The sequence below is a fragment of the Nostoc sp. KVJ20 genome (assembly GCF_001712795.1).
GTDB lineage: Bacteria > Cyanobacteriota > Cyanobacteriia > Cyanobacteriales > Nostocaceae > Nostoc.
The window spans coordinates 1-22231 of record NZ_KV757582.1 but is presented as its reverse complement, the minus strand read 5'-3'; the positions used below and the strand labels follow the sequence as shown (position 1 = coordinate 22231).

At 41.9% G+C, this 22231-nt stretch carries 17 protein-coding genes; 6 read left to right on the top strand and 11 right to left on the bottom strand.

What is annotated here, in order from left to right; all coding sequences use genetic code 11:
* The first annotated feature begins 66 nt into the window (after positions 1–66).
* The gene (locus tag A4S05_RS08165) at positions 67–642 is read left to right on the top strand and encodes a TIGR04376 family protein (protein ID WP_069069332.1); all 576 of its coding nucleotides are present in this window, start codon (positions 67–69) and stop codon (positions 640–642) included.
* On the opposite strand, the gene A4S05_RS41420 is transcribed toward A4S05_RS08165, so the two are convergent.
* Complete coding sequence (locus A4S05_RS41420; protein ID WP_176726950.1) at positions 610–912, bottom strand: hypothetical protein; 303 nt, start codon at positions 910–912, stop codon at positions 610–612. The two genes, A4S05_RS08165 and A4S05_RS41420, sit on opposite strands and share 33 nt — an antisense overlap.
* A 144-nt stretch (positions 913–1056) precedes the next feature.
* Here A4S05_RS41420 and A4S05_RS08155 point away from each other — a divergent pair, with 144 nt between their 5' ends.
* Entirely contained in the window at positions 1057–4353 is a 3297-nt protein-coding gene (locus A4S05_RS08155; protein ID WP_069069330.1) for a HEAT repeat domain-containing protein, read from the top strand.
* 79 nt (positions 4354–4432) lie between these two features.
* Here A4S05_RS08155 and A4S05_RS08150 read toward each other — a convergent pair whose 3' ends face one another.
* From A4S05_RS08150 to A4S05_RS08105, 10 genes are all read right to left on the bottom strand, one after another.
* The gene (locus tag A4S05_RS08150) at positions 4433–6031 is read right to left on the bottom strand and encodes an iron uptake porin (RefSeq protein ID WP_069069329.1); all 1599 of its coding nucleotides are present in this window, start codon (positions 6029–6031) and stop codon (positions 4433–4435) included.
* A gap of 337 nt (positions 6032–6368) precedes the next feature.
* Positions 6369–7415 carry a Gfo/Idh/MocA family oxidoreductase gene (locus A4S05_RS08145; RefSeq protein WP_069069328.1) on the bottom strand — a complete coding sequence of 349 codons (1047 nt, stop codon included), beginning with the start codon at positions 7413–7415 and terminating at the stop codon, positions 6369–6371.
* Between the two features lie 352 nt (positions 7416–7767).
* Complete coding sequence (locus A4S05_RS08140) at positions 7768–9168, bottom strand: sugar porter family MFS transporter (protein ID WP_069069327.1); 1401 nt, start codon at positions 9166–9168, stop codon at positions 7768–7770.
* Positions 9169–9306: 138 nt separating this feature from the next.
* Positions 9307–10305 carry an ABC transporter permease subunit gene (locus tag A4S05_RS08135; protein ID WP_069069326.1) on the bottom strand — a complete coding sequence of 333 codons (999 nt, stop codon included), beginning with the start codon at positions 10303–10305 and terminating at the stop codon, positions 9307–9309.
* Positions 10302–11858 (bottom strand): sugar ABC transporter ATP-binding protein, encoded by a 1557-nt coding sequence (locus A4S05_RS08130; RefSeq protein ID WP_069069325.1) that lies wholly within the window; start codon positions 11856–11858, stop codon positions 10302–10304. Before A4S05_RS08130 ends, A4S05_RS08135 begins: the two co-directional genes overlap by 4 nt.
* Positions 11859–12277: 419 nt before the next feature.
* Positions 12278–13303 (bottom strand): ABC transporter substrate-binding protein, encoded by a 1026-nt coding sequence (locus A4S05_RS08125; protein ID WP_069069324.1) that lies wholly within the window; start codon positions 13301–13303, stop codon positions 12278–12280.
* Between the two features lie 144 nt (positions 13304–13447).
* Positions 13448–14449 (bottom strand): ABC transporter substrate-binding protein, encoded by a 1002-nt coding sequence (locus A4S05_RS08120; RefSeq protein ID WP_069069323.1) that lies wholly within the window; start codon positions 14447–14449, stop codon positions 13448–13450.
* A 1191-nt stretch (positions 14450–15640) separates the two neighbouring features.
* Entirely contained in the window at positions 15641–16537 is an 897-nt protein-coding gene (locus tag A4S05_RS08115) for an inositol oxygenase family protein (protein WP_069069322.1), read from the bottom strand.
* 310 nt (positions 16538–16847) lie between these two features.
* Positions 16848–17171 carry a DUF1815 family protein gene (locus tag A4S05_RS08110; protein ID WP_069069321.1) on the bottom strand — a complete coding sequence of 108 codons (324 nt, stop codon included), beginning with the start codon at positions 17169–17171 and terminating at the stop codon, positions 16848–16850.
* A 139-nt stretch (positions 17172–17310) separates the two neighbouring features.
* Complete coding sequence (locus tag A4S05_RS08105) at positions 17311–17811, bottom strand: gluconokinase (RefSeq protein ID WP_069069359.1); 501 nt, start codon at positions 17809–17811, stop codon at positions 17311–17313.
* Positions 17812–18021: 210 nt separating this feature from the next.
* Between A4S05_RS08105 and A4S05_RS08100 the strand changes: the two genes are divergently transcribed.
* The 4 genes from A4S05_RS08100 (at position 18022) to A4S05_RS08080 (ending at position 22207) form a co-directional block, all read left to right on the top strand.
* Positions 18022–19053: a LacI family DNA-binding transcriptional regulator gene (locus tag A4S05_RS08100; RefSeq protein WP_069069320.1), complete on the top strand. Its 1032-nt coding sequence runs from the start codon at positions 18022–18024 to the stop codon at positions 19051–19053.
* Between the two features lie 43 nt (positions 19054–19096).
* Entirely contained in the window at positions 19097–20518 is a 1422-nt protein-coding gene (uxaC, locus tag A4S05_RS08095) for a glucuronate isomerase (RefSeq protein WP_069069319.1), read from the top strand.
* Positions 20519–21110: 592 nt separating this feature from the next.
* Positions 21111–21947: an SDR family oxidoreductase gene (locus tag A4S05_RS08085; protein ID WP_069069317.1), complete on the top strand. Its 837-nt coding sequence runs from the start codon at positions 21111–21113 to the stop codon at positions 21945–21947.
* Positions 21948–21949: 2 nt separating this feature from the next.
* Positions 21950–22207 (top strand): hypothetical protein, encoded by a 258-nt coding sequence (locus A4S05_RS08080; protein ID WP_069069316.1) that lies wholly within the window; start codon positions 21950–21952, stop codon positions 22205–22207.
* Positions 22208–22231 lie beyond the last annotated feature (24 nt).

Below are 22231 nucleotides of genomic sequence, written 5' to 3'. Positions count from 1 at the left end.
ACACCCAGAAGTCCACCTGACCACTACAATAAAATAGTCACGCACCCGATCTCTGGAGTTCTAGCAGTGGGCTTATTTGATGATTTGAGTCGGTTTTTAGAAAACCGTTTAGAAGAATTCTTGCGTAACAATCCACATTTGGAGTTAGAGGCGCTGCTAGAACAGCTGCGTGAGCAAGAAGAAGATACATTAAAGCTGATCGCAGATTTAAAATTACAAGAGAAGCGATCGGAAGAAGAAATTCTCTCCACCGCGCAAGAAATTCAGCGTTGGCATATCCGGATTCAAAAAGCCAAAAACGCCAATAGAGAGGATTTGGCAGCGGCGGCGGGTGAGCGAGAAGCAGCCCTGTTGCGCGAAGGAAATCAGCGCTGGGGACACATGCAAGGGCTGAAAGAACGCATTAACCAATCTCAGGAACTACTGCAAAAAATTCAGCAACGGCGACAGGAAGTGCAAGCTAAAGCGGCCGAAGCACAGACAGCCCGTGCAAAAGCGCAAACCCAGCAGCGTTCGGAAAGCATTGGTTGGTCGAATCAAACTAGCAATTTTTCTGGTGGTTTTGATGACTTAGAAGAGAAGTTCCGTAGTTGGGAAACTCAGGATGAGTTAGAACAAATGAAGCGGAATATGCAAAAGTAGCGCGTATTGGCTAAAATACGCCGAAATAGCAAATGCGAATGCCGAATTAACAAATGCGAATGCCGAATCAACAAATGCGATCGCCGAAATAGCAAATGAGTTCGCCGAATCAACAAATGCGATCGCCGAATCAACAAATGCGATCGCCGAAATAACAAATGCGATCGCCGAAATAGCAAATGAGTATGCCGAAATAGCAAATGCGATCGCAGAATCAACAAATGCGTAGGCGTAGCCAGCCGTAGGCATCGCCAGAAATAGCTTACTCACTTGGTTTTTCGCGTCAGTTTTACCCCACCCTAACCCTCCCCTTGGAAAGGGGAGGGAACAAGATTTCTTATTTCCCCCCTTTACAAGGGGGGATTAAGGGGGGTAAACGTGTAGTATGTATGTAAACTATATATACCAAGCAATATGAGCGTAGATTTATTAGCTATTGTGGGCCCAGTAGTAAAAGCAGTAGCTCCAGAAATTGCTAAAAAAATCAATAGTGCATTAAATCCTACAGACTTAGAAAAAGCTTTAAAAGCAGGTGCCAAATCTGCTGATGAATGGGATAATAAGCAATCTTATGAACAGCATTTGTTCTATCATTGTGACGACAAACAAACTAGAGAACTTCTAGATCAATTTTTCAAAGATACAGGAGTTCAAGAAGAGTTACAAAAGCCTTTTACAGAGAAAACAACCCCCAATCTACAAGTTTTAATTCAAATATTCCACAAAATAAAATCAGAAAAGCCAAACTTAGAGTTTAGCGATAAAAGTATTGAACATTGGCTGAAAAAGTTTGTAGATGCTTATTTTGAACACACCAATACATATTTAAAATTTCAAATTGCTAAATCAGATTATCTCAAACAACTACTAGGCTACTTTGATGGTGTTGAATTTGTCGGCATCAAGGTAAAAACAAAAGAAGAAGAGAAATTTGCTAAACTACCACAAATTTTTGTGATGCCTAATGTAGTTGAGCAGGTGGAAGTTAGAGAAAGCATAGGTTTAAAATTAAATCTAGATTTGGCTTTAGAAGAAACAGCCAACCAGCAACGCCAGCAAAATTTAGTTTGGGAACAACAAAGTAGTGGCAAGAAATTCTCAGCCAAAGAACTGCTGAAAGAAAGTACACGCAATAAATTTGTTGTGTTGGGAGAACCAGGAATTGGTAAAACAACATTGATGAGTTACTTTGCTGTGATGCTGGCTGAACAGCAGACTGAAAAACTCGGTTTATCAGCAGACTTAGAGTTACTACCCATTTTGATTAGAATTAGAGACTTAGGCAAAGCTCCAACAAAGAATCTTTTAGAATATGTACGCAATTTTGCCAATAGTATTCATGTTAAAGAATTGCCCAAAGGTTTCTTTGAACATTGGTTAGACGATGGGAGAGCGTTGATTTTACTTGATGGCTTAGATGAAATCGCTAAACCAAGCGATCGCCATGAATTCGTAAAGATAATTCAGAGCTTTCTCGGACAATATTCTCAAAATCGGGCAATTATAACTTCGCGTCCAGCAGGTTATAGTCGAGAGTTTTTTGGTACAGATGAATTTCCTCATTATCATCTAGAAAAATTTGATAATAGTCAAATTAATTTATTTATTCAGCAATGGTATAACAGCAGACTGCCAAACAACCGAGAAAAAGCACAAGAGCGTCAAGAAAGCTTAAAAAAAGCATTAGCAACACAAAAACGCATCAAATTATTAGCACGCAATCCTTTACTACTGACAATTATTGCTTTGATTCATCGCTATGATGCACATTTGCCTAGACAGCGACATAAACTCTATGAACAGGCAGTTGATACACTATTGATTAACTGGGATGTAAACAAGGGCATTGAGTCTCGGAAGCTGAATTATATTCAATTGGACGATATCAAAATATTGATGCAACACCTCGCTTACTGGATTCATTCTCAAGGGGAAAGTAGCGAGAAAGAAGGCGGTACGCTGATTGATAGAGATGAGCTAATTACGCAATTAAGTGAATATATTTGTGAATCTAATTCTCAAGTTAAGAGTCATCAAGCTAAAGCCGAAGCAGAACGTTTAGTTGAGCATATTACAGAACGCTGTGGTTTATTAAACGAACAAGGTCAAGATAGATATGCCTTTGTGCATAAGACATTTCAGGAATATTTGGCAGGTGAAGAAATACGCGATCGCCAATCAGGAGACTTTCAGGAAGTACTAGATCACATTCGAGATTATCTACACAATTCCCACTGGCGAGAGGTGTTGTTGCTGTTAATAGCTCAACAAAATCCAAAGAACTCGAAAAGAATTATTGATGAAATTCTGCAACAAGAGACTCCTTATGAAGAATGGCTGCACCGCAATCTTTTATTTGCAGGGACTTGTTTAGCAGAAGATTTAAAATTATCTGATGGCAAATTGATTACAGATATTTTGCAGAGATTAGTTGAGCTTGAAGTTAGCAATTATCGCTTAGTAGGTAAGAAAGTTAAATCACAAGTTTTTCAAATTCTTTGCAATTTAAATGAAACCCAGTTTCAAGCTCAAGCACTACAACTGTTGAAAGCATCAGCAGATTTGATAGATAAAGAGCTACTGCGAGAATATCGGGTAGCTTTAGGTGAACAACAGGAAGTATTGGCAGAACTGCTGGGTTTACTCAAAGATGAGAGTGAGATTGTGCGTAACTTTGCTGCTCAAGCTTTGGGCAAGTTGGGCAACGCCTCGCCACAGCTAGTTGAAGCACTGCTGGGTTTACTCAAAGATGAGAGTCAGTATGTGCGTTTCTCTGCTGCTCAAGCTTTGGGCAAGTTGGGCAACGCCTCGCCACAGCTAGTTGAAGCACTGCTGGGTTTACTCAAAGATAAGACTCAGATAGTGCGTTTCTCTGCTGCTCAAGTATTGGGCAAGTTGGGCAACGCCTCGCCACAGGTAGTTGAAGCACTGCTGGCTTTACTCAAAGATGAGAGTGAGATTGTGCGTAACTCTACTGCTCAAGCTTTGGGCTACTTGGGCAACGCCTTGCCACAGGTAGTTGAAGCACTGCTGGGTTTACTCAAAGATGAGAGTGAGATTGTGCGTAACTCTACTGCTCAAGCTTTGGGCTACTTGGGCAACGCCTTGCCACAGGTAGTTGAAGCACTGCTGGGTTTACTCAAAGATGAGAGTGAGAGTGTGCGTAACTCTGCTGCTGATGCATTGGGCAAGTTGGGCAACGCCTCGCCACAGGTAGTTGAAGCACTGCTGGGTTTACTCAAAGATGAGAGTGAGAGTGTGCGTAACTCTGCTGCTGAAGCTTTGGGCAAGTTGGGCAATGCCTCGCCACAGGTAGTTGAAGCACTGCTGGGTTTACTCAAAGATGAGAGTGAGAGTGTGCGTAACTCTACTGCTGAAGCTTTGGGCAAGTTGGGCAACACCTCGCCACAGGTAGTTGAAGCACTGCTGGCTTTACTCAAAGATGAGAGTCCGAGTGTGCGTAACTTAGCTGCTGAAGCTTTGGGCAAGTTGGGCAACGCCTCGCCACAGGTAGTTGAAGCACTGCTGGGTTTACTCAAAGATGAGAGTCAGAGTGTGCGTAACTTTGCTGCTGAAGCTTTGGGCAACTTGGGCAAAAACTCCAGCAATGTTACTGCTACTGTCGCCAAATGGATTTCACAACACCATGATTCAGAAAATGTAGGCAGTGGAATTGATGCGCTGTGGAATTTGGTAATCACAGAAGAATAATTTTTGTTTTTCACTGTAAGTCCCTAAAGAGTGCTGAATACTCAGCACTCTGTTGGTCAAGCAAACCATTGACATCCATTTAAAAATCGAAAGTTGTGCGAAGCACACCCACATACTGCGTATCATTTCTGCTGTCGTTTTCTGGGTTGAGAATCACCCAAAAACCAGGAGTAACTGAAATGTTGTCATTTAGTCGGTAACGATAGAATGCTTCGATATGATAAGCGTTGTCTCTATCTTGACGAACATCACTGTTAGAGACACGCGGCGGTATACCAAAGAGAATTCCCGGCAAGTTTCCCTTACCGCCCACATCAGGAAACGACATCCCAATCGCTCCAAACCAAGCATTGGCATTATCACCATTGTTCACGAAGAGAGAATCTGTTCCACCTCTGCCATTGGAAATATCACTCAAACCTGAGTTTTTGGCAGTTGACCAGATATATCCACCCCAAGAGTGAATCTGGAAATTTGGGGAAAAGCGATAGTATCCTTGTGCGCCAACAATGCTGTTGGAAGTAGCAATGGTGTTTCCAAAGGGAGCGCCTGATAAAGCACTGCCCCTACCGGCGGTGATATCTACAGAGCCAGCAGGGGTATAGCCATGAGAGTAAGCGACACCAATAGATCCTTGCTTGCCGTAATATACCAAATGTGCAAGGGCGTTGTAACCACCATCAAATAACCCATTTTGCGCTGATGGAACGTTGGGATTATTCGCTAAATAGCCCAAGGTGAGAACTAAGTTTTTGCTGATATTCAAGTTAGCGGCTGCACCACCGCCACCCCGCTCGAAGAGGGGACTGTTTTTGCCAAATAGTGAGGGAATTCCGTTACCGTCATCGGCGATAGTTGCAGGAGTCACGTTGTCTGTAATGTCGTTGTAGCCAATGCCTGTGGGGCCGACGACAAAGGAAAGGGAATCGCTAACCGGGAAGTAGTAACGGATGTGGGGAATTATCAGTGTATTGTTGCTGTCATTGTCGAAATTCAGGCGTGTCATTCCCGTGCCTGTGGCTGCGGCAATTTGGCTCCCACCATTGGAATTCGTAAAGTTGCCAAACTCCAGCCGGACTCGCAACAAATCTTTGCCGGTGAAGCTACTTTCTAAGTTGAGACGACCCCGGTTTGCAAAGTAGAGATTGGATTCATCATCTTCACCACCTACCCTATTACCAAAGGTATCACTAATGGCGGTAATAATTTGAGCATTCAACCTAGTAGTGGTGGAAAACTGCTGCGCCTCCAGTGTTGCTGTCCGTGCCTCTAAGGTATCCACTCGCCCACGCAGAGTTGCCAATTCTGCCGCAAAGTCTGACTGTAACTTTTGTAGCACTGCCAAGTCTTGCTTATTAACTAAATCGCTAGTAGCTGTGGCAATTAACTCATTAATCCGATCCAAACAAGCATTTAAACCTGCGGCAAACTCATAACGGCTTAAGGCACGATTACCGCGATAGGTGGAATTGGGATAACCTGCAATACAACCGTAGCGTTCGACCAAAGATTGCAATGCACCAAATGCCCAATCGGTTGGTTGTACATCAGAAAACTGGGAAACTGAGGTAACTTGTCCCTGCAAATTTCTATTAGAATCATCTTCTGGAGGTGCTGCCCAAACTGCTGGAATTGCCAAAAATAAGAGAAAAAAGCTATAAAAAAGAGTTTTGATCATTGACTTATTAGTTCAAGATGGTTGAATTCTGACTTTGTAACCAAAGAGATTACCAAAAACTTGGGTCTGTTCGCGAAGCGTCTCGTAGAGAAGCCCTGTCCTTTGAGGACGGCTTTTTATCTCGGTGACAGGACTTTAAATGAGTAATGAATAATGAGTAATGAGTAGTGAGTGGATGAGAAATGGGTATTTACTCATTACTTATTACTTATTACTTATTACTCCAGAATCCCCTCCCCTTCTTTCTCGGTGAGTATGTCAAACTAGAAGCTTTGGTTCGAGGTTATGAGATAATCAGCGTTAAAGTTAGATATTTTGAGTTTAGGTTTTAGGTCACTTAAAGCAACGCTATGACTTTTTGCTCATTGCTGCTTGTAATAGCCGCTTCTATAATTCGCATTACATTAATTCCATCTTCGGCAGTAACAGCAATTGGCTGATTATTAACAATGGATTTATACACCGCATCGTAATAATCTAAATAACTGCCCTGTGAGCTTTTAACTTTTTCCCGAATTACTTTTGTGTCTTTTTCTGTATGAAGCAAGCCATATTCACTTTCCGGCTCTGTATACCAATCAAGTGTATTAGGCTTCATACCCGCTACTAAATACTCTTCTTGTTTATCGGCTCTGCTTTTGAGAAAAGAACCTTTAGTGCCATGTATGATATAACCCGGTTCAGGCTCACGCACAAGAAAACTTGCTTTTAATTTGACGCGCAATTTGTCGTAGTATAGTATCAACTCAAAATAATCATCTACCTGCGATCGCAGCCTAGTTATGCGGATATCTGCAAAAACAGCATCAGGCATCCCAAATAAATGCAAAGCTTGGTCTATTAAGTGCGGCCCTAAGTTGTTTAATGTTCCTGCCCCCGGACTTGGAACTTCTACGTGTTGTTTATGGCTAAGGGTTGGTTTATATTTTTGAAGTTGAAATTCTGCTTCAATAATATCACCTAGCAAGCCTTCTTTGACAATTTTTTTTACTGTTTTAAAATCACTATCCCACCTCCGGTTGTGATATACAGATAATTGTTTTCCCTGCTTTTGTGCCAATTCTTTCAGGTGTTCGGCTTCTGCTACTGTTGTGGTGAATGCTTTTTCTACCACTACATGTTTGTCTGCAAGCAATGCCTGTTTAGTATAATCGTAATGGGTATAAGTGGGTGTGTTTACTACCACTAAGATTACTTGATCATCTGCTAGCAATGCTTCCAAAGAAGGATAGCTTTTTACATGAGGATAATGTTGTTGTATCAGCTTTTTGCTTCTTTCCCAAGAACCGGCTAATTTAAATCCGGGATGCAAATCAATAAACGGCGCATGAAATACCATGCCAGATAAACCAGAAGAACAAAGAGCCGTATTGATAGTTTCCATCTTTTTACTGATTGGCTGAAGCGAGGGTTTGTATTTAGTTCACCAAATTAATTTTGTTGACATTCTCACCGCCGTGTTCGCCCTTGGCGTTGCCGTTCGCGCAGCGTCTCCGTCAGGAGAAGGGTACGCACGGGGAAGAAGGAGTAATGAGTAATGAGTAAATACCCGTTTTTCATCCACTCATTACTCATTACTTTAAACCCGTGCTGGAAGCATGGGGTTTTAAACCCATTTTTCGGATAAGTTCGTAGTGGCTGGCTGTAGCTCTTATCTAAGCACTAAAGTGCTTACTACTAACTTTATTAAGCTGTCATCATACTTATGGCAAAATCAGACTTGATGATACTACAAATTACATATCTTCTAACTCAATTCCGTTGGTTTCTTTTATAAAAAAGAGAATGAAAAAGAATGAGGTAGCCGCCGCAATTGTATAGAGTCCATAGGCAGAACCTAGACCGAAATATTGGAGTATGGGAGGAAATGTTGTGGAAATGAGGAAATTCGCAATCCATTGCATGGCAGCAGCAACCGAAAGTGCAGCAGCTCGAATTTTGTTATTAAACATTTCTCCCAATAGCACCCAAACCACTGGCCCCCAGGAGAAACCGAAGCAAAATACATAAAGGTTGGCTGCAATGAGAGCTACGGTACCTGCGCTTCCGGTGAGATTGGGATTCCCCGCAGCATCTAAAGGAGCATTACCAAAAAGATAAGCCATTGTCCCCAAAGTAAAGGTCATGCCAATCGACCCTAGTATGAGTAAGGGCTTGCGACCAAATTTATCTACAAAGGCGATCGCAATCAATGTTGTAATAATGTTGACGGCTCCTGTAATCACGGTAATTGATAGGGAATCTTTTTCTGAGAACCCGACTGCCCGCCACAAAACGCTGCTGTAGTAGAAGATTACATTAATCCCAACGAATTGCTGTAATACAGATAAGCCTATTCCTATCCAAACTATTGGGAGGAGTCCACCACTTCTGCTTAAAAGGTCAGATAACCTGGGTTCGCGTTCTCGAAGCACTGTTTGCCGAATTTCTTCGATTTTTGGCAGTACGTTACCCCCCAAAATTTTGGTCAGAACGTTAGCTGCTTCTGGTTCTCGACCTTGAGCAACCAAGTACCGGGGAGATTCGGGAATCATTAAGGCTGCCATTCCATAAAGCACGGCGGGAGGAATTTCCGTCCAAAACATCCAGCGCCAAGCCGCGATACCAAACAAAAACGGTGACTCGGCTGAACCTGCTGACACCGCAATAAAGTAGTTGCATATTAGGGCAATGAAAATCCCAATTACGATCGCTAATTGTTGCAGAGATCCTAATCTTCCTCGCAAATGGGTAGGAGAACATTCCGCAATGTAAGCTGGGGCGATTACACTAGCAGCACCAACTGCAATCCCACCCAATACCCGCCAAAAGATAAAATCCCAGATTCCGAAGGCTATCCCGGAACCAATGGCGCTGATGGTAAAAAACACCGAAGCTGCTACCATTGCTTTGACTCGACCATAACGATCTGCGATTTTCCCTGCATAGAAGGCTCCTACCGCAGACCCCAACAATGCCAGTGATACGGCAAGACCTGTTAGCACACTGTTGGCGTTAAAGGTTTGGGAAAGAGCGCGAACCGCGCCGTTGATTACTGCGGTGTCAAAACCGAACAGGAAGCCGCCGAGAGCAGCAGCACCAGCAATCAAAATGACATAAAATGTGTTGGATTTACGACGAACAGTAGTGGTAGACATAAGTTTGTATATTGGGAATTGGGCGTTAGGAGTGCTGAGTGCTGAGTGCTGTTAGCGGTAGCGGGGCATTTAGCCCGTGCTGAGTTAAGAGTTTTGTTTATCTCCCTCATCCCCCCAGTCCCCAGTCCCCAGTCCCTTTTATCGTCTAGAACGTCTGCGTAACCGATCAATCATTACTGCCAAAATAATTACTAGTCCTTTGACGACTAGTTGCCAGAAGTAAGAGAGGTTCAACAAGGTTAAACCGTTGTTGAGAATCGCAATAATTAATGCACCTAAAAGTGTGCCACCAATGGTACCAATACCACCTGTAAAGCTGGTTCCACCTAGAATAACAGCTGCGATCGCATCTAATTCATAACCTTGACCCAATACACCACTGGCACTATAAAGACGGCTGGCGCTCATGATTCCTCCTAAGCCTGCCAGTAATCCACTAATACCATAGACGAATAGCAACACCCGATTAACTTTAATCCCTGTTAATCTTGCTGCCCGCTCGTTACCACCAACGGCATATATCTGCACTCCTAAAACAGTTTGCCGCAGGATAAACCAGCTAGCTATCACAGTCAGTAGCGCAATTATCACTAGCCACGGCAGGGGGCCGACATAACTATTACCCACCCAAGCAAAATTTATGTCCCGGTTAATTAACGTTGTCCCCTTGGCAATCAAGAAGCCCACACCCCGCAAGGCTGTAAGTGAACCCAAGGTGACAATAAAAGGTGGCACATCCAAGAAGGTGATGAGTGCACCGTTGAGTAAGCCCAAAAACAATCCTGCAAGCAACGCAGCAGGTACGGCTGCCCAACTTAAAGCCGGTAGTAGCGATACCAGCAGGGCAACTACGGCAGAAACAGCTAAGATTGACCCAACTGAAAGGTCAATACCGCCGGTGAGAATTACAAAGGTCATTCCTGTCGCCAGCACAATATTAATTGATGACTGACGCAAGATATTAATGATGTTACCGCCGGTGAGGAAGTTGGGAGAAAGGAATGCAAATAAGATGCAGATAATTACTAGGATTGGCAGAATACCCGCAACTTCTAACAGAGTGCTGATTGATTTCCGGTTGCGAGCTGCGGAATTATTGGCTGATTTATTGATAGGTGGTCTGACTGTTTGACTCATGATGCTAATACCTCCGATGCTCCAGTTGCGTAGTGCATAATCTTTTCTTGGGTGATTTCTTTGCCAAGACTGCCATCCAGTTCGCCTACCAGCTGTCCTTCTCGCATCACCAAGACGCGATCGCTCATGCCGACAATCTCTGATAGTTCGCTGGAAACCATTAAAATAGCAACACCTTGCGCTGCTAATTCACTCATAATTCGGTAAATTTCGCTTTTAGCACCGATATCTACGCCGCGTGTCGGCTCATCTAACATCAATACTCTCGGTTTAATGGCTAACCAACGCGCTAACAGTAGCTTCTGTTGATTACCACCAGAAAGATCCAATGCTCTAATTTCCAAATTGGCTAGGCGGATATTAAAGTTTTCCACTGCGTCTGTTGACAGCCGATTAACTGAACCCCAGTTAACAATTCCAGCCTTTGCATCCTGCTTGAGTGTGTTGATGGCGATATTCTTGCGGGCGCTCATCTCCAGAAATAAACCTTGGTCTTTGCGGTCTTCTGGGACGTAGCCAATTCCCGCCGCGATCGCATCACTGGGGCTATTAATTTCCAGTTTTTTGCCATTCAGAAATACTTCACCACTGGCTTTGCGGTCAGCACCAAAAATCAGCCGGGATAGTTCTGTGCGTCCGGCGCCAACTAGACCCGCTAAACCCAGAATTTCTCCAGCATGAAGTTCAAAACTAGCCGGCTCAATTTTCTTGCGGGCGTCGCTCATATTCCTGACTGACAGCACCACTGGGCCAGGATGCATTTGCCGTTGATGTTCGTAAAAGTCTTGCATGGAGCGACCGACCATCATCTGCACTAATCGCTGGGGAGAAATTTCGCTGCGTGTCAGACTGCCAATATATTGACCATCACGCAACACACTAATCCGGTCAGCTAAGGCATAGATTTCTTCCATCCGATGGCTGATGTAAATAATGGCAATGCCATCACGCCGTAGTTTGCGAATTACCTCAAATAAATGGTCGCTCTCGCGGTCAGATAGGGCTGCTGTTGGTTCATCCATCACCAAAACGCGGCTTTTATCTTTCAGCGCCCTGGCAATTTCCACTTGCTGCTGTTCGGCAATGGACAAAGTACCAACTATAGTCTGGGCGGTAAAATTAGCTCCCAGGCTTTCCAACACTTCCTCTGCTTCCAGTTGCATCGCTTTGCGGTCTAAAAGCTGACCTCGCCGCAACTCGCTACCCATAAACATATTTTCGGTAACGGTTAAATTCGGTGCAACGTTCAGTTCTTGATAAATGAGGTTAATACCCGCCTTGCGTGCTGTCGCCGGATCTGTAATTTTTAAGGGTTGACCATTGATGCGAATTTCTCCTTCATCGGCAATGTAAGCCCCTGCCAGGATTTTCATCAATGTGCTTTTACCCGCTCCGTTTTCACCCATGAGGGCGTGAACTTCTCCGGGATAAATGGTGAGATTAACATTTTGGAGCGCAGATACACCATGAAATCGTTTTGTAATCCCTTGCATTTCTAACACCGGGGTGGTGGCTGGTGCATCAGAAAATGAAGTTTCAATATTTGTTGTCATGAGCAAAACCTGTAAAAAAATTTAAAATTCGCGAACCTAAATTAGAAATTAATAAATTCATATTTGATTGATCGCAAAATCATGTTTTCAAAGCTGACTAGGAGTTGTCAAGAGATATTTTCATCCTTTGTTGTTAACGTTAGTTCAGAGAGATTCTTGGGAAAGTCTAAGTGCTATAAATAGACACTCAAACTTTCCACTGATGCACATACATAGCGGTTATCAATTGGGTGCAGCAGAGTTTTAACCTCTTTCTAAACCCATCTTTCTATTAAAGAAAAGACAGGCATAAAGATGAGGTTTGGTATTAATTTAAGTGAAAACAGCCAGACATTCTAGGTATGTGCAAAAACTTTACAAATGCACCAAAGGACTTATATCAAAAGACATAATTTCCAATTGCAAATTCACAATTTTTATTACTTCCAGCCTTTTTCTGTGCTGACGTTATCTTTTGTGATCAACTTAACTGGAATCAGAATCGTAGAACTGCTTGGTTTTTTCCCATTTAAGATGTCGTTGCCAACTTGAACTGCTTTTTCAGCCATCCCTCGCGGATTTTGAGTAGCAGTTGCCGCATATATACCATCTTTAGTTGCGATCGCAGTAATAGCTTCTGGCGCACCATCAACTCCAACAATAAAGAAATCTTTACGTTGTGCTTGATTAGCTGCTAGTTCTGCGCCAACTCCACTCGGATCATTGATGGCAAAAACCGCATCAATTTTTGGAAAGGTTGTCAGCAAATCGGTCATAACTCTGAGTCCTCCATCCCGACTACCCTCTGCATTCTGGTTTTTAGAGAGGATTTTGATATCAGGATATTTGGACAATACACTCTCGCAGCCACTAACTCGCTGAATCACCGAGTCAACTGGCGGCCCGTTAACTATGACAACATTGCCTTTACCTTTGAGGCGATCGGCAATATATTTACAACTAACTTCTCCAGCTTGGACGTTATTAGTAGTAATGGTGGCATCTACACCTCCCTCAGCACCAGTGTCTACTGCAATGACAATCCTACCTGCTTGTTTTGCCTTTTCAATTGCCGGCTTAATACCACTTTTATCAGCAGCATTGACGATAATGATGTCAGTATTGGAAGCGGTGAAATTTTCAATTTGATTGGCTTGTTGGTTGAGGTCATAGGCACTGGAAACTACGGTAACATTGACATCCTTCCCGCCAATTTTCTTCGCCTCTGCCTCAGTTGCTTGTCCCATGAGGACGAAGAAGGGATTACTTAAATCACCAACGGTAAAGGCAACTGATTTTAATTTTCCATTCCCAGTGGCGGTTTTAGTCTCTGCACTGGTATTGGTAGCAGGTTTTGTATCAGGGTTAGTAGCAGTGCCATCGGGAGAAGTATTTGTACAGCCGATAATACTACCACTGATGATCCCTAGTATGCCAGATGCGATCGCAATCTTTTTCACATTCATATATCTCCTAGAAACACCAAATTTCAAAACGATGTATTTAAAAAACAGGGTAAAGTACTGCAACTATCCTGTATCAAGCCTTTTTCCGCATCTTGTAATTACGAATTACGTTAGCGACGCAGGAGCGTCATTACGAATTACAAATTACCAGCCTTTATAGCTGCTAAGGTTTTCTCTAGTAACCAAGGTGACTGGAATCAGAATGTCAGATGACTCAGGTTTTTTACCCTTGATGATATCGTTGCCAATTTGAACTGCTTTTTGGGCCATCCCTGCGGGATTTTGAGCAGCAGTTGCAGCAAATACTCCATCTTTATCTTCCATTGCTTTGGTTGCATCTGGTGATCCATCAACCCCAACAATAAAAAATTCTTTACGTCTTGCTTGTCTAGCTGCTAAATCTGCGCCGACACCACTTTGGTCGTTAGTGGCAAAAACGGCATCAATTTTGGGAAAGGTTGTAAGCACATCACTCATGACTCTTAGCCCTCCATCCCTTGTCCCTTCAGCGTTTTGGTCTTTAGAGATGAGTTTGATATCAGGATATTTGGATAATGACTTCTCACAGCCACTAACTCGCTGATTGATTGAGTCCATCGGAGTTCCGTTGAGAATGACTACACTACCTTGACCTTTGAGGCGATCGGCAATATATTGGCAAGCAACCTCACCAGCTTGGGTATTGTTGGAGCTAATCATTGCATCTACATCTGCATCAACGGCTGAATCTACTGCAATCACAACCCTACCTGCCAGCCTTGCTTGATCAATTACGGGTTTAACTCCTTTTTTATCAACAGCACTGAGGATAATTAGGTCAGTATTCGCAGCCGTGAAATTTTCGATTTGGTTGCTTTGTTGGTTCAAGTCAAAGCCACTGGAAACCGCATTAACTCTGATATTACCCCCAAGTTTCTGGGCTTCTGTCTCAGCCCCCTTCTGCACTGCATTATAGAAGGGATTACCCAAGTCACCCAACGCAACGCCGATTGTTTGCAATTTTCTATTGGGAGTACCAAGACTCTCTGCACTTATATTGGTAGCAGTGTTAGTAGTATTAGTCGTAGCGTTGCCATTTTGAGTGCCATTCGTGCAACCAACAACCGTAAAACCTAATATGCCAACTATGAGCGAAATTCTTTTCATATTTATTTCTAACAACGGATTTAAATTTGAGAAAGATCAGCAGAATATAAATCTGCACAATCATCAAAATATGAAGTAGGTCTGAAATTTTTAGACCTAACCAAGTGATACTACTAGCTTTTGGTATTTCAACTCAAAAGGTCTTCTGCTTTGACGCAATTGGAGTTAGTGCTATTAGTTTCACTAAACTAGATGTTTTGTTTTGAAAGCAAAATCATGAACATTACACTACTTCAAATAATCGCATTATTTTTTGGTGAGATTACTTCGGTAGTAGTGTGTAGCCTGAAAACAGCTTTTAAGTGAAACTTCCAAAAACTGGTTTTATTAAACTTGTAAATCTTTATTGGTTTTGACTTTTTTCATTTTATCCCGCTCCGGTGTAAAAATTAATTTTGTTTATCGAACTTTACAAATACAAAAGATTTTAAATCTTTCGATATAACCCAAAGTATTCATTTAAAAGCCTTTGCATAAATCAGCTTATTCAATACTTGATTTAATGTTAAAAACGTTAACATTTCTCAATCAAACTCCTTCAGAAAAGATACTGTTATAGTAGAGAACCTTGGATTGTGAATGCTATATTTTGAGAAATGTAAACATCCTTTGGTTGGATTTTCTAAGTTAACTCAAATCTGCTTGTCAAGAGTATTTATTTGTTATTGCTCCTCCATCACTTAAAGGATGTCTGAAAAGTTTTTTTGTATACATCTAAGCCTTGGAGATCCCCCTAAATCCCCCTTAAAAAGGGGGACTTTAAGACTCTTGTTCCCCCCTTTTTTAAGGGGGGTTAGGGGGGATCAAGAAATATTTGATACTTCTGGGACATCCTCTAAGCTCGACTTTATCCAAAATTAAAAACTTGGTTCTCTTGATACGGCAAAACCCTAGATTTTTGGGAAAAACTTTTTCCATGTCACTGATTATCGGTGAGAGCGAAAAAGTAAAATTACTGTCCCACAAAGATTTCAGAGTAAGATTGAGTCTTGCCAAAAAATGGATAAAGTCGAGCTTAAAGGCAATAGAGCAGTACACAAGATAATATTTTAAAGCCTGATTAGGGATGAAGAAAATTTACATATCTGTTTTATGCTTTTACAGATGTAATATCTTGCTCTTGCTCTATCCCTTCATAGATCAAGGATTCAGAATTCTGAGTTCTGAATTCTGAATTCTTCTTCAATCAGTTTAAAACTTTAACGTTGCAGGCAAATATTTAGCAACTAAATCTTCATAGTATGGTTTTAATTTCTGCCAATCAGGAGGAATAGGGTTTTTGGAATATAAATCGTAGGGGTTGAATAACTTCACCCATTTAAACATTTCTTGATCGTGTTTATCCATCAAATGTTCATACGCATTTTCACGATGTTGAGGATAAAATGAGTGATAGCGAAGCATATATAATGCAGGTTCGGGCAAATAGTTTTTCATCATCTGATAAAAATACTCATCATGCCCCCATGAAATATGTACATTACTCAATCCACACTTTGGCTCATAAATTCCATATTTAGTGTTGTAATCGGGGTTATTATAATCAGGATTTTCTTTGAAAAATTCTGAGAAAACAATTTTATCAGAAAATGCACAACCTACAGGATAAGTATCGCCTACAGTAGCCCATTGAGGCTCACCAAATAGACAAAGTACTTTCCCCATATCGTGAAAGAAGCCGGTAAGTACCATCCAATCAGGATGACCATCAGCGCGAATAGCTTCTGATGTTTGCAATAGATGCTGTAATTGATCCATGTCTGTATCAGGATCGGAATCATCAACCAATTGATTTAAAAATTCGACTGCATCCCAAACAGACATTTCTTTCTTATCAAACTTTAAAAATTCTTTTTCTTTTTGAAGTACAAAATCGTATGTTTGATTAATATGGTTTAACCGATAAAACTCTTTTACTGTATCTCTAATAGTCGTTTCATAATTTCTATACTCTTCGGTGGTTTTACCTTCTTTAACTATGCTTTCCGGATCGGGATAGCGATTCAGTAAGTCTTCTTCCCATTCTTCTAGGGAATGTAAGGGATTGTTTTGAGCTTGAGCAATGACATTATTTAGAGTTTGAGACATATCTTCCTACTTGTCGATATTGATTTGTTAAATGGTACTTTTGCGCTCCCTTATGCACAGGTGTGCAAAACCTGTCTTAAACTTATTTTTTATTTTTGCACACGTGTGCAAAACTGTGTGTTAAGTTTCATCTCGTATTTGTACAGCTATGGATGGTTTACTTCGATCTTTTTGGTTCCGAAGAAAAATGGTACTTTTGCTTTTTGCACACCTGTGTATGAATTGACTAATATAAGCTAATCTTTTGTATTACACACCTGTGCAAAACCTATATTTATGTTTTTTTGTTGTCGGACTCAGGCAGGTGGTATCAAATTGCTAATTGCACAGCAGTGGAATACTTAACAAGATTAGCCAACTCTTCTAGCTGATTTATTGCTTCTGCACCCTCCAACTTCATTAATTCGCGATCGTCCCACAATTCCATCCAAGTAATCCCGTAATCAGAGACTAAAAACCGAATTAGGTGTTTTTCTCTGAGGCTAACTATAAATGAAGCACTCTTCATTTGGTCGCCGCATGTATAACAAGACGCAGTATAACCACGTCGCTCAAGTATAATTGTCAGGGCTTGCAGGTTCATTACCAAGTCTTGGACGAATTGTTGATGTTGTTGCGCTAATCTTAGAAACACTATTTTTCTCCTACCACTCCAGTTTATGTGGTTGCTTTTCTAATTTCTTTAGACTTACATCTGATGTAATTTAGTTGCCAAAAGTTCGTGTTTTCGTAGATACGTGATTAATCTTAATCTTATGGTTGTCATCAATAAGCTAAATTTCCAAAGCCGTTCTAATGTTTTGGACAATTATCTGGGGTGGCTGTGCAACATCCATAGATATGGTATCTAACGGTTCTTCAAGAGTATTGAACTGACTTCCGAGGAGTTTTTCATTCATGTAATGATTGCTACGCTCTTGCAATCGCGCTTGAATCAACTCATAAGATCCTTTGAGGTAAACTAGCTTGATGCGATCGCCCTTGGCGTTGGCGCTATCCAGGAGCAAAAATTGCCGATAGCTATCTTTTAAAGCCGAACACGCCAGCACCACACTTTTATTTTCTTGCAACCATTGCTTGATAGCTGTTTGCAAATCTTGTAACCAAGGCATCCTGTCTGCTTCACTCAGAGGGATACCGCATCGCATTTTCTCAATATTCTCTGGCGAGTGAAAATTATCAGCGTCGCTAAACTCCCACTCTAACGAATCTGCTAATAGTTTTCCGATGGTAGTTTTGCCAGAACCGGATACACCCATGACGATAATAATCATTGACTGCTGAATCATATTTTTATTAAGAAAAGTTAAGCTAATTCGTAATTCCTAATTCGTAGTTGTAGTTATGGGTGGAGGTAAAAGTCAGGACTCCTAACTCCTTTCCATGCAAAATGTGAGTTGTATAAATCTCTTGACAAATAATGATTATTTTCTATAATACATACAAATGCACACGTGTGCAATATTTAATTACTAAGATAAAAAATGAATAAACGAAGAATTTCAATTGAAGATATTGCCCGCAGAGCAGGGGTTTCTCATTCTACAGTTTCACGCGCTTTGCGAGATAACGCTCTCATTAGCCCGAAAGTGCGAGAAGAAATTAAGCGACTGGCGCAGGAGATGAGCTATGTGCCAAATGCTATTGCTCAAAGTTTGCAAAATAAGCGTACTAATACTATTGGTGTAGTAGTAACTTCAATCGCAGATCCCTTTTTTGCTGAGGTAGTAGAGGGAATCGAGAAGATAGCCAGACCAGCAGGCTTGAGTGTTTTGTTGAGTGCTTCACACCGAAATTTTGAGCAGGAGATGGCAGCTATTGATACTTTTCATCGCCGCAGGGTGGACGGGATCTTAGTAGCTGATTCACGAATTAGTAAGCAGCATATCAAACAACTTACGCAAATTGCTGTGCCAACAGTTCTGATTAATAGTCAGACCGAAGATCAATCCGAAATATTTCACTCAGTAGCAATAGACGATCGCTTAGGTGCTAAATTAGCCACAGAGCATCTAATAAGTTTGGGACACACTGCTATTGGTTATCTTGGTGTAGGCGATCGCAGCAGGTCAAACCAGCAGCGCCTAGAAGGATATCAAATGGCCCTTGCGGAAGCTGGTATTCCACCAAATACTGATTGGGTTTCAATTAGTGACGAATACGATACCAGAACCAGCGATGTGAACACCGGGAAAAATATGCTGTCTAAACTATTATCTGCGGAAGTTACAGGCATATTTTGTTACAACGATATGGTGGCGGTTGGCGCTCTGTTAGCTTGCCAAGAATTAGGTATTTTAGTACCGCGAAATTTAAGTCTCGTCGGATTTGATGGTATTGCTCTAGGCAGTTACGTTACACCAGCACTGACCACAGTTAGCCAGCCAATGTTAGAAATTGGTGGCTATGCTATGCAAATGTTACTCGATTTATTAGAAGAAAAAACTGTAGAAAACCTCGTTTTATCTCCTTTTTTAGTAGAGCGTGGTAGTAGTGCAGCATTATTAACAATTTAAGATTGAAGACAATTTATTTGAAACTTTTAACCAAATAAAAAGTATGTTAACTAAAAAACCGAGTTTATCTCCCGATCGCTGTTTTTCTCCAGAACCAGTTCAAAGACGACTGGCACATCAATTTTTTGACAGTATATCTGCGTTACCTTTAGTTTGCCCACACGGACACGTAGATCCAGCTTTATTAGCTAACCCCGCAGCCCGTTTTGGTTCACCGACGGAATTACTGATTATTCCTGACCACTACCTTTTGCGGATGCTCTATAGTCGGGGCGTACCTCTGCAAGCTTTGGGTATACATACTAATGATGGTTCACCAGCAGAAACCAACCACCGCAAAATCTGGCAATTGTTCGCAGACCATTTTTATCTATTCCAGGGTACTCCCTCTGGGTTGTGGCTGAAAGAGGAACTAACTAACGTCTTTGGTGTAGATGAACCTTTAAATTCTCACAATGCTGGACATATCTATGATTATCTAGAAGGTTTGTTAGCTTCATCTAAATTTTCCCCTCGTGCTTTATTCAAACGCTTTAACATCGAAGTGCTTTGTACTACCGATGCCGCCAGTGATAACCTAGAGAATCAGCGCTCGCTCCACGAAGAAGGTTTCACTCAAATTAGGCCAACTTTTCGACCAGATGCAGTAGTTAACTTAGATGCTCCTGGTTGGCGCGAAAATCTTACCAAATTGGAAAGTGCTGTCGGTAGAGAAATTAGTACTTATGCCACTTTTGTGGAAGCTTTAGAAGAACGTCGAGCTTTCTTTAAAAAAATGGGCGCGACAGCTACCGATCAAGGTGCAGCTACACCTTATACTACGCGCCTTTCTGACCAAGAAGCCGAAGCTATCTTTGCTAGAGCATTAACCGACAAGTTGAATCCAGGTGATGTAGAGCATTTTACCGGTCATATCTTCATGGAAATGGCGCGGATGAGTGTGGAAGATGGCTTGGTAATGCAAATGCATTGTGGTGTGATGCGTAATCATAACTCGGCTTTATTTGAGAAATTTGGATCTGATAAAGGTGCTGATATTCCCATAAAAATAGAGTGGACTCAAAATCTACACCCATTGTTGTCAGCTTACGGCAATGATCCGCGCTTTTGCTTAATCATTTTTGGTATGGATGAAAGCACTTATAGCCGAGAAATGGCTCCGTTAGCTGGTCATTATCCTACCGTATTGCTTGGCCCACCTTGGTGGTTTCACGACAGCGTAAATGGTATGGAGCGCTATTTCAATCAGGTAATGGAAACTGCGGGAATTTATAATACTGCTGGATTTAATGATGATACACGGGCTTTTGTTTCGATTCCGGCTCGTCATAATGTCTGGCGGCGGGTAGCTTGTAACTGGTTGGCTGGATTGGTTGCGCGGGGATTGGTTGAGGAGGAGGAAGGGTATGGTATGGCTCGTGCTTTGGCTTATGACCTCGCTAAGGTTGCTTACAAATTGGAGTGACAATTCTCCAAAATCAAGCTATTAGGACTAGGGCGTGTTTTCAAACAACCCCCTTAAAAAGCTACGGTGTATACACAAGTCAAATTACCCCCCTTAATCCCCCCTTGGAAAGGGGGGAAACAAGAAAATCTAGTTCCCTCCCCTTTGCAAGAGCTGAAGAGAATCGTAATAAGCAAGAACATCAGGGGAAACAAGAAAATCTAGTTCCCTCCCCTTTGCAAGAGGCTGGAGAGAATCGTAATAAGCAAGAACATCAGGGGAAACAAGAAAATCTAGTTCCCTCCCCTTTACAAGGGGAGGGTTAGGGTGGGGTAAACCCTTGGTTAATCAGCTATTTCATACTTGTGTATACACCGTAGCTTAAAAAGAGGGACTAAGAGTTTCTTAAAGTCCCCCAATTTATCGGGGGATTTAGGGGGATCTAAAAACTTATAGGCTAAACAAGTAGTTTGAAAACAAGCCCTATTCCTAGCTACAGAGGAAATCTGCAAACCCAGATTAAATATTGACTTTTTTAATTACGAATTACGTTAGCGGAGCGGGGCGTTAGCCCATTACGAATTACGAATTTAAATAAGCGGGGGAATAGTTGATGTCAGACTTGATTTTAAATAAACTTTTTAGCTTAAAAAAGCAGGTAGCGGTAGTTACTGGTGGTTCTGGTGTGCTTGGTGGGTCTATGGCAAAGGGTTTGGCTCTGGCTGGAGCGCGAGTTGTGGTCTTGGGTCGCAATGAAGCACGGGCGGGGGCGGTGGTGGCTGAAATTACTGCTAACGGTGGAGAAAGTATCGCTGTGGTGGCAGATGTTAGCGATCGCTCTCAATTAGAAATCGCCAGGGATTATATTATACAGTGTTGGGGTGAAATAGATATCTTGGTAAACATGGCTGGCGGGAATATTCCGGCTGCCACAATTACTGCCGATGAGACTATTTTTGATATGCCACATGCAGCCTTTGAGGAAGTAGTTAGCCTCAACTTACTTGGCACTCTACTGCCTTGTCAGGTTTTTGGTCAAGCAATGGTGGAAAAAAATCAGCCCCACGGGTGCATTGTCAATATTTCTTCTATGTCTGCTATCCGAGTGATTAGCCGCGTGGTTGGCTACTCAGCCGCTAAAGCGGGGATAGATAACTTTACTCGCTGGTTAGCGGTAGAACTCGCCCAAAAATATGGTGATGGAATGCGAGTAAATGCGATCGCACCAGGTTTCTTTATTGGCGAACAAAATCGAGATTTACTCTTAAATTCTGATGGTAGTTTGACCGTTCGCGGGCAAAAAATCATTGAGCATACCCCCGCCGGACGTTTCGGAAAACCAGATGAATTACTCAGCACTTTGATCTGGTTATGTAGTTCAGGTTCTAGTTTCGTTAACGGGGTAGTTGTGCCGGTAGATGGTGGATTTAGTATCTACAGTGGAGTTTAATCATGTATTCACTGGCTGTAAATAACGGCACACTTTCAGATGAGCAAGTTTCTACGCTAATTCATCAAGCTTTCGCAGACCCTAAGTTAGATGGACAGCGCATCTTAGTGTTAATTCCAGATAGTACCCGCACTGCTCCCATCCCGCAAATGTTTCGATTGCTGCATCAGGAGTTGGGTAAAAGAGTAGCGGCTCTAGATTTTTTAATTGCTCTGGGTACACATATGGCGTTTACCAGTCTAATAAAGTACACTAATTAAGATAAATTCAGTGCATCTACTCAA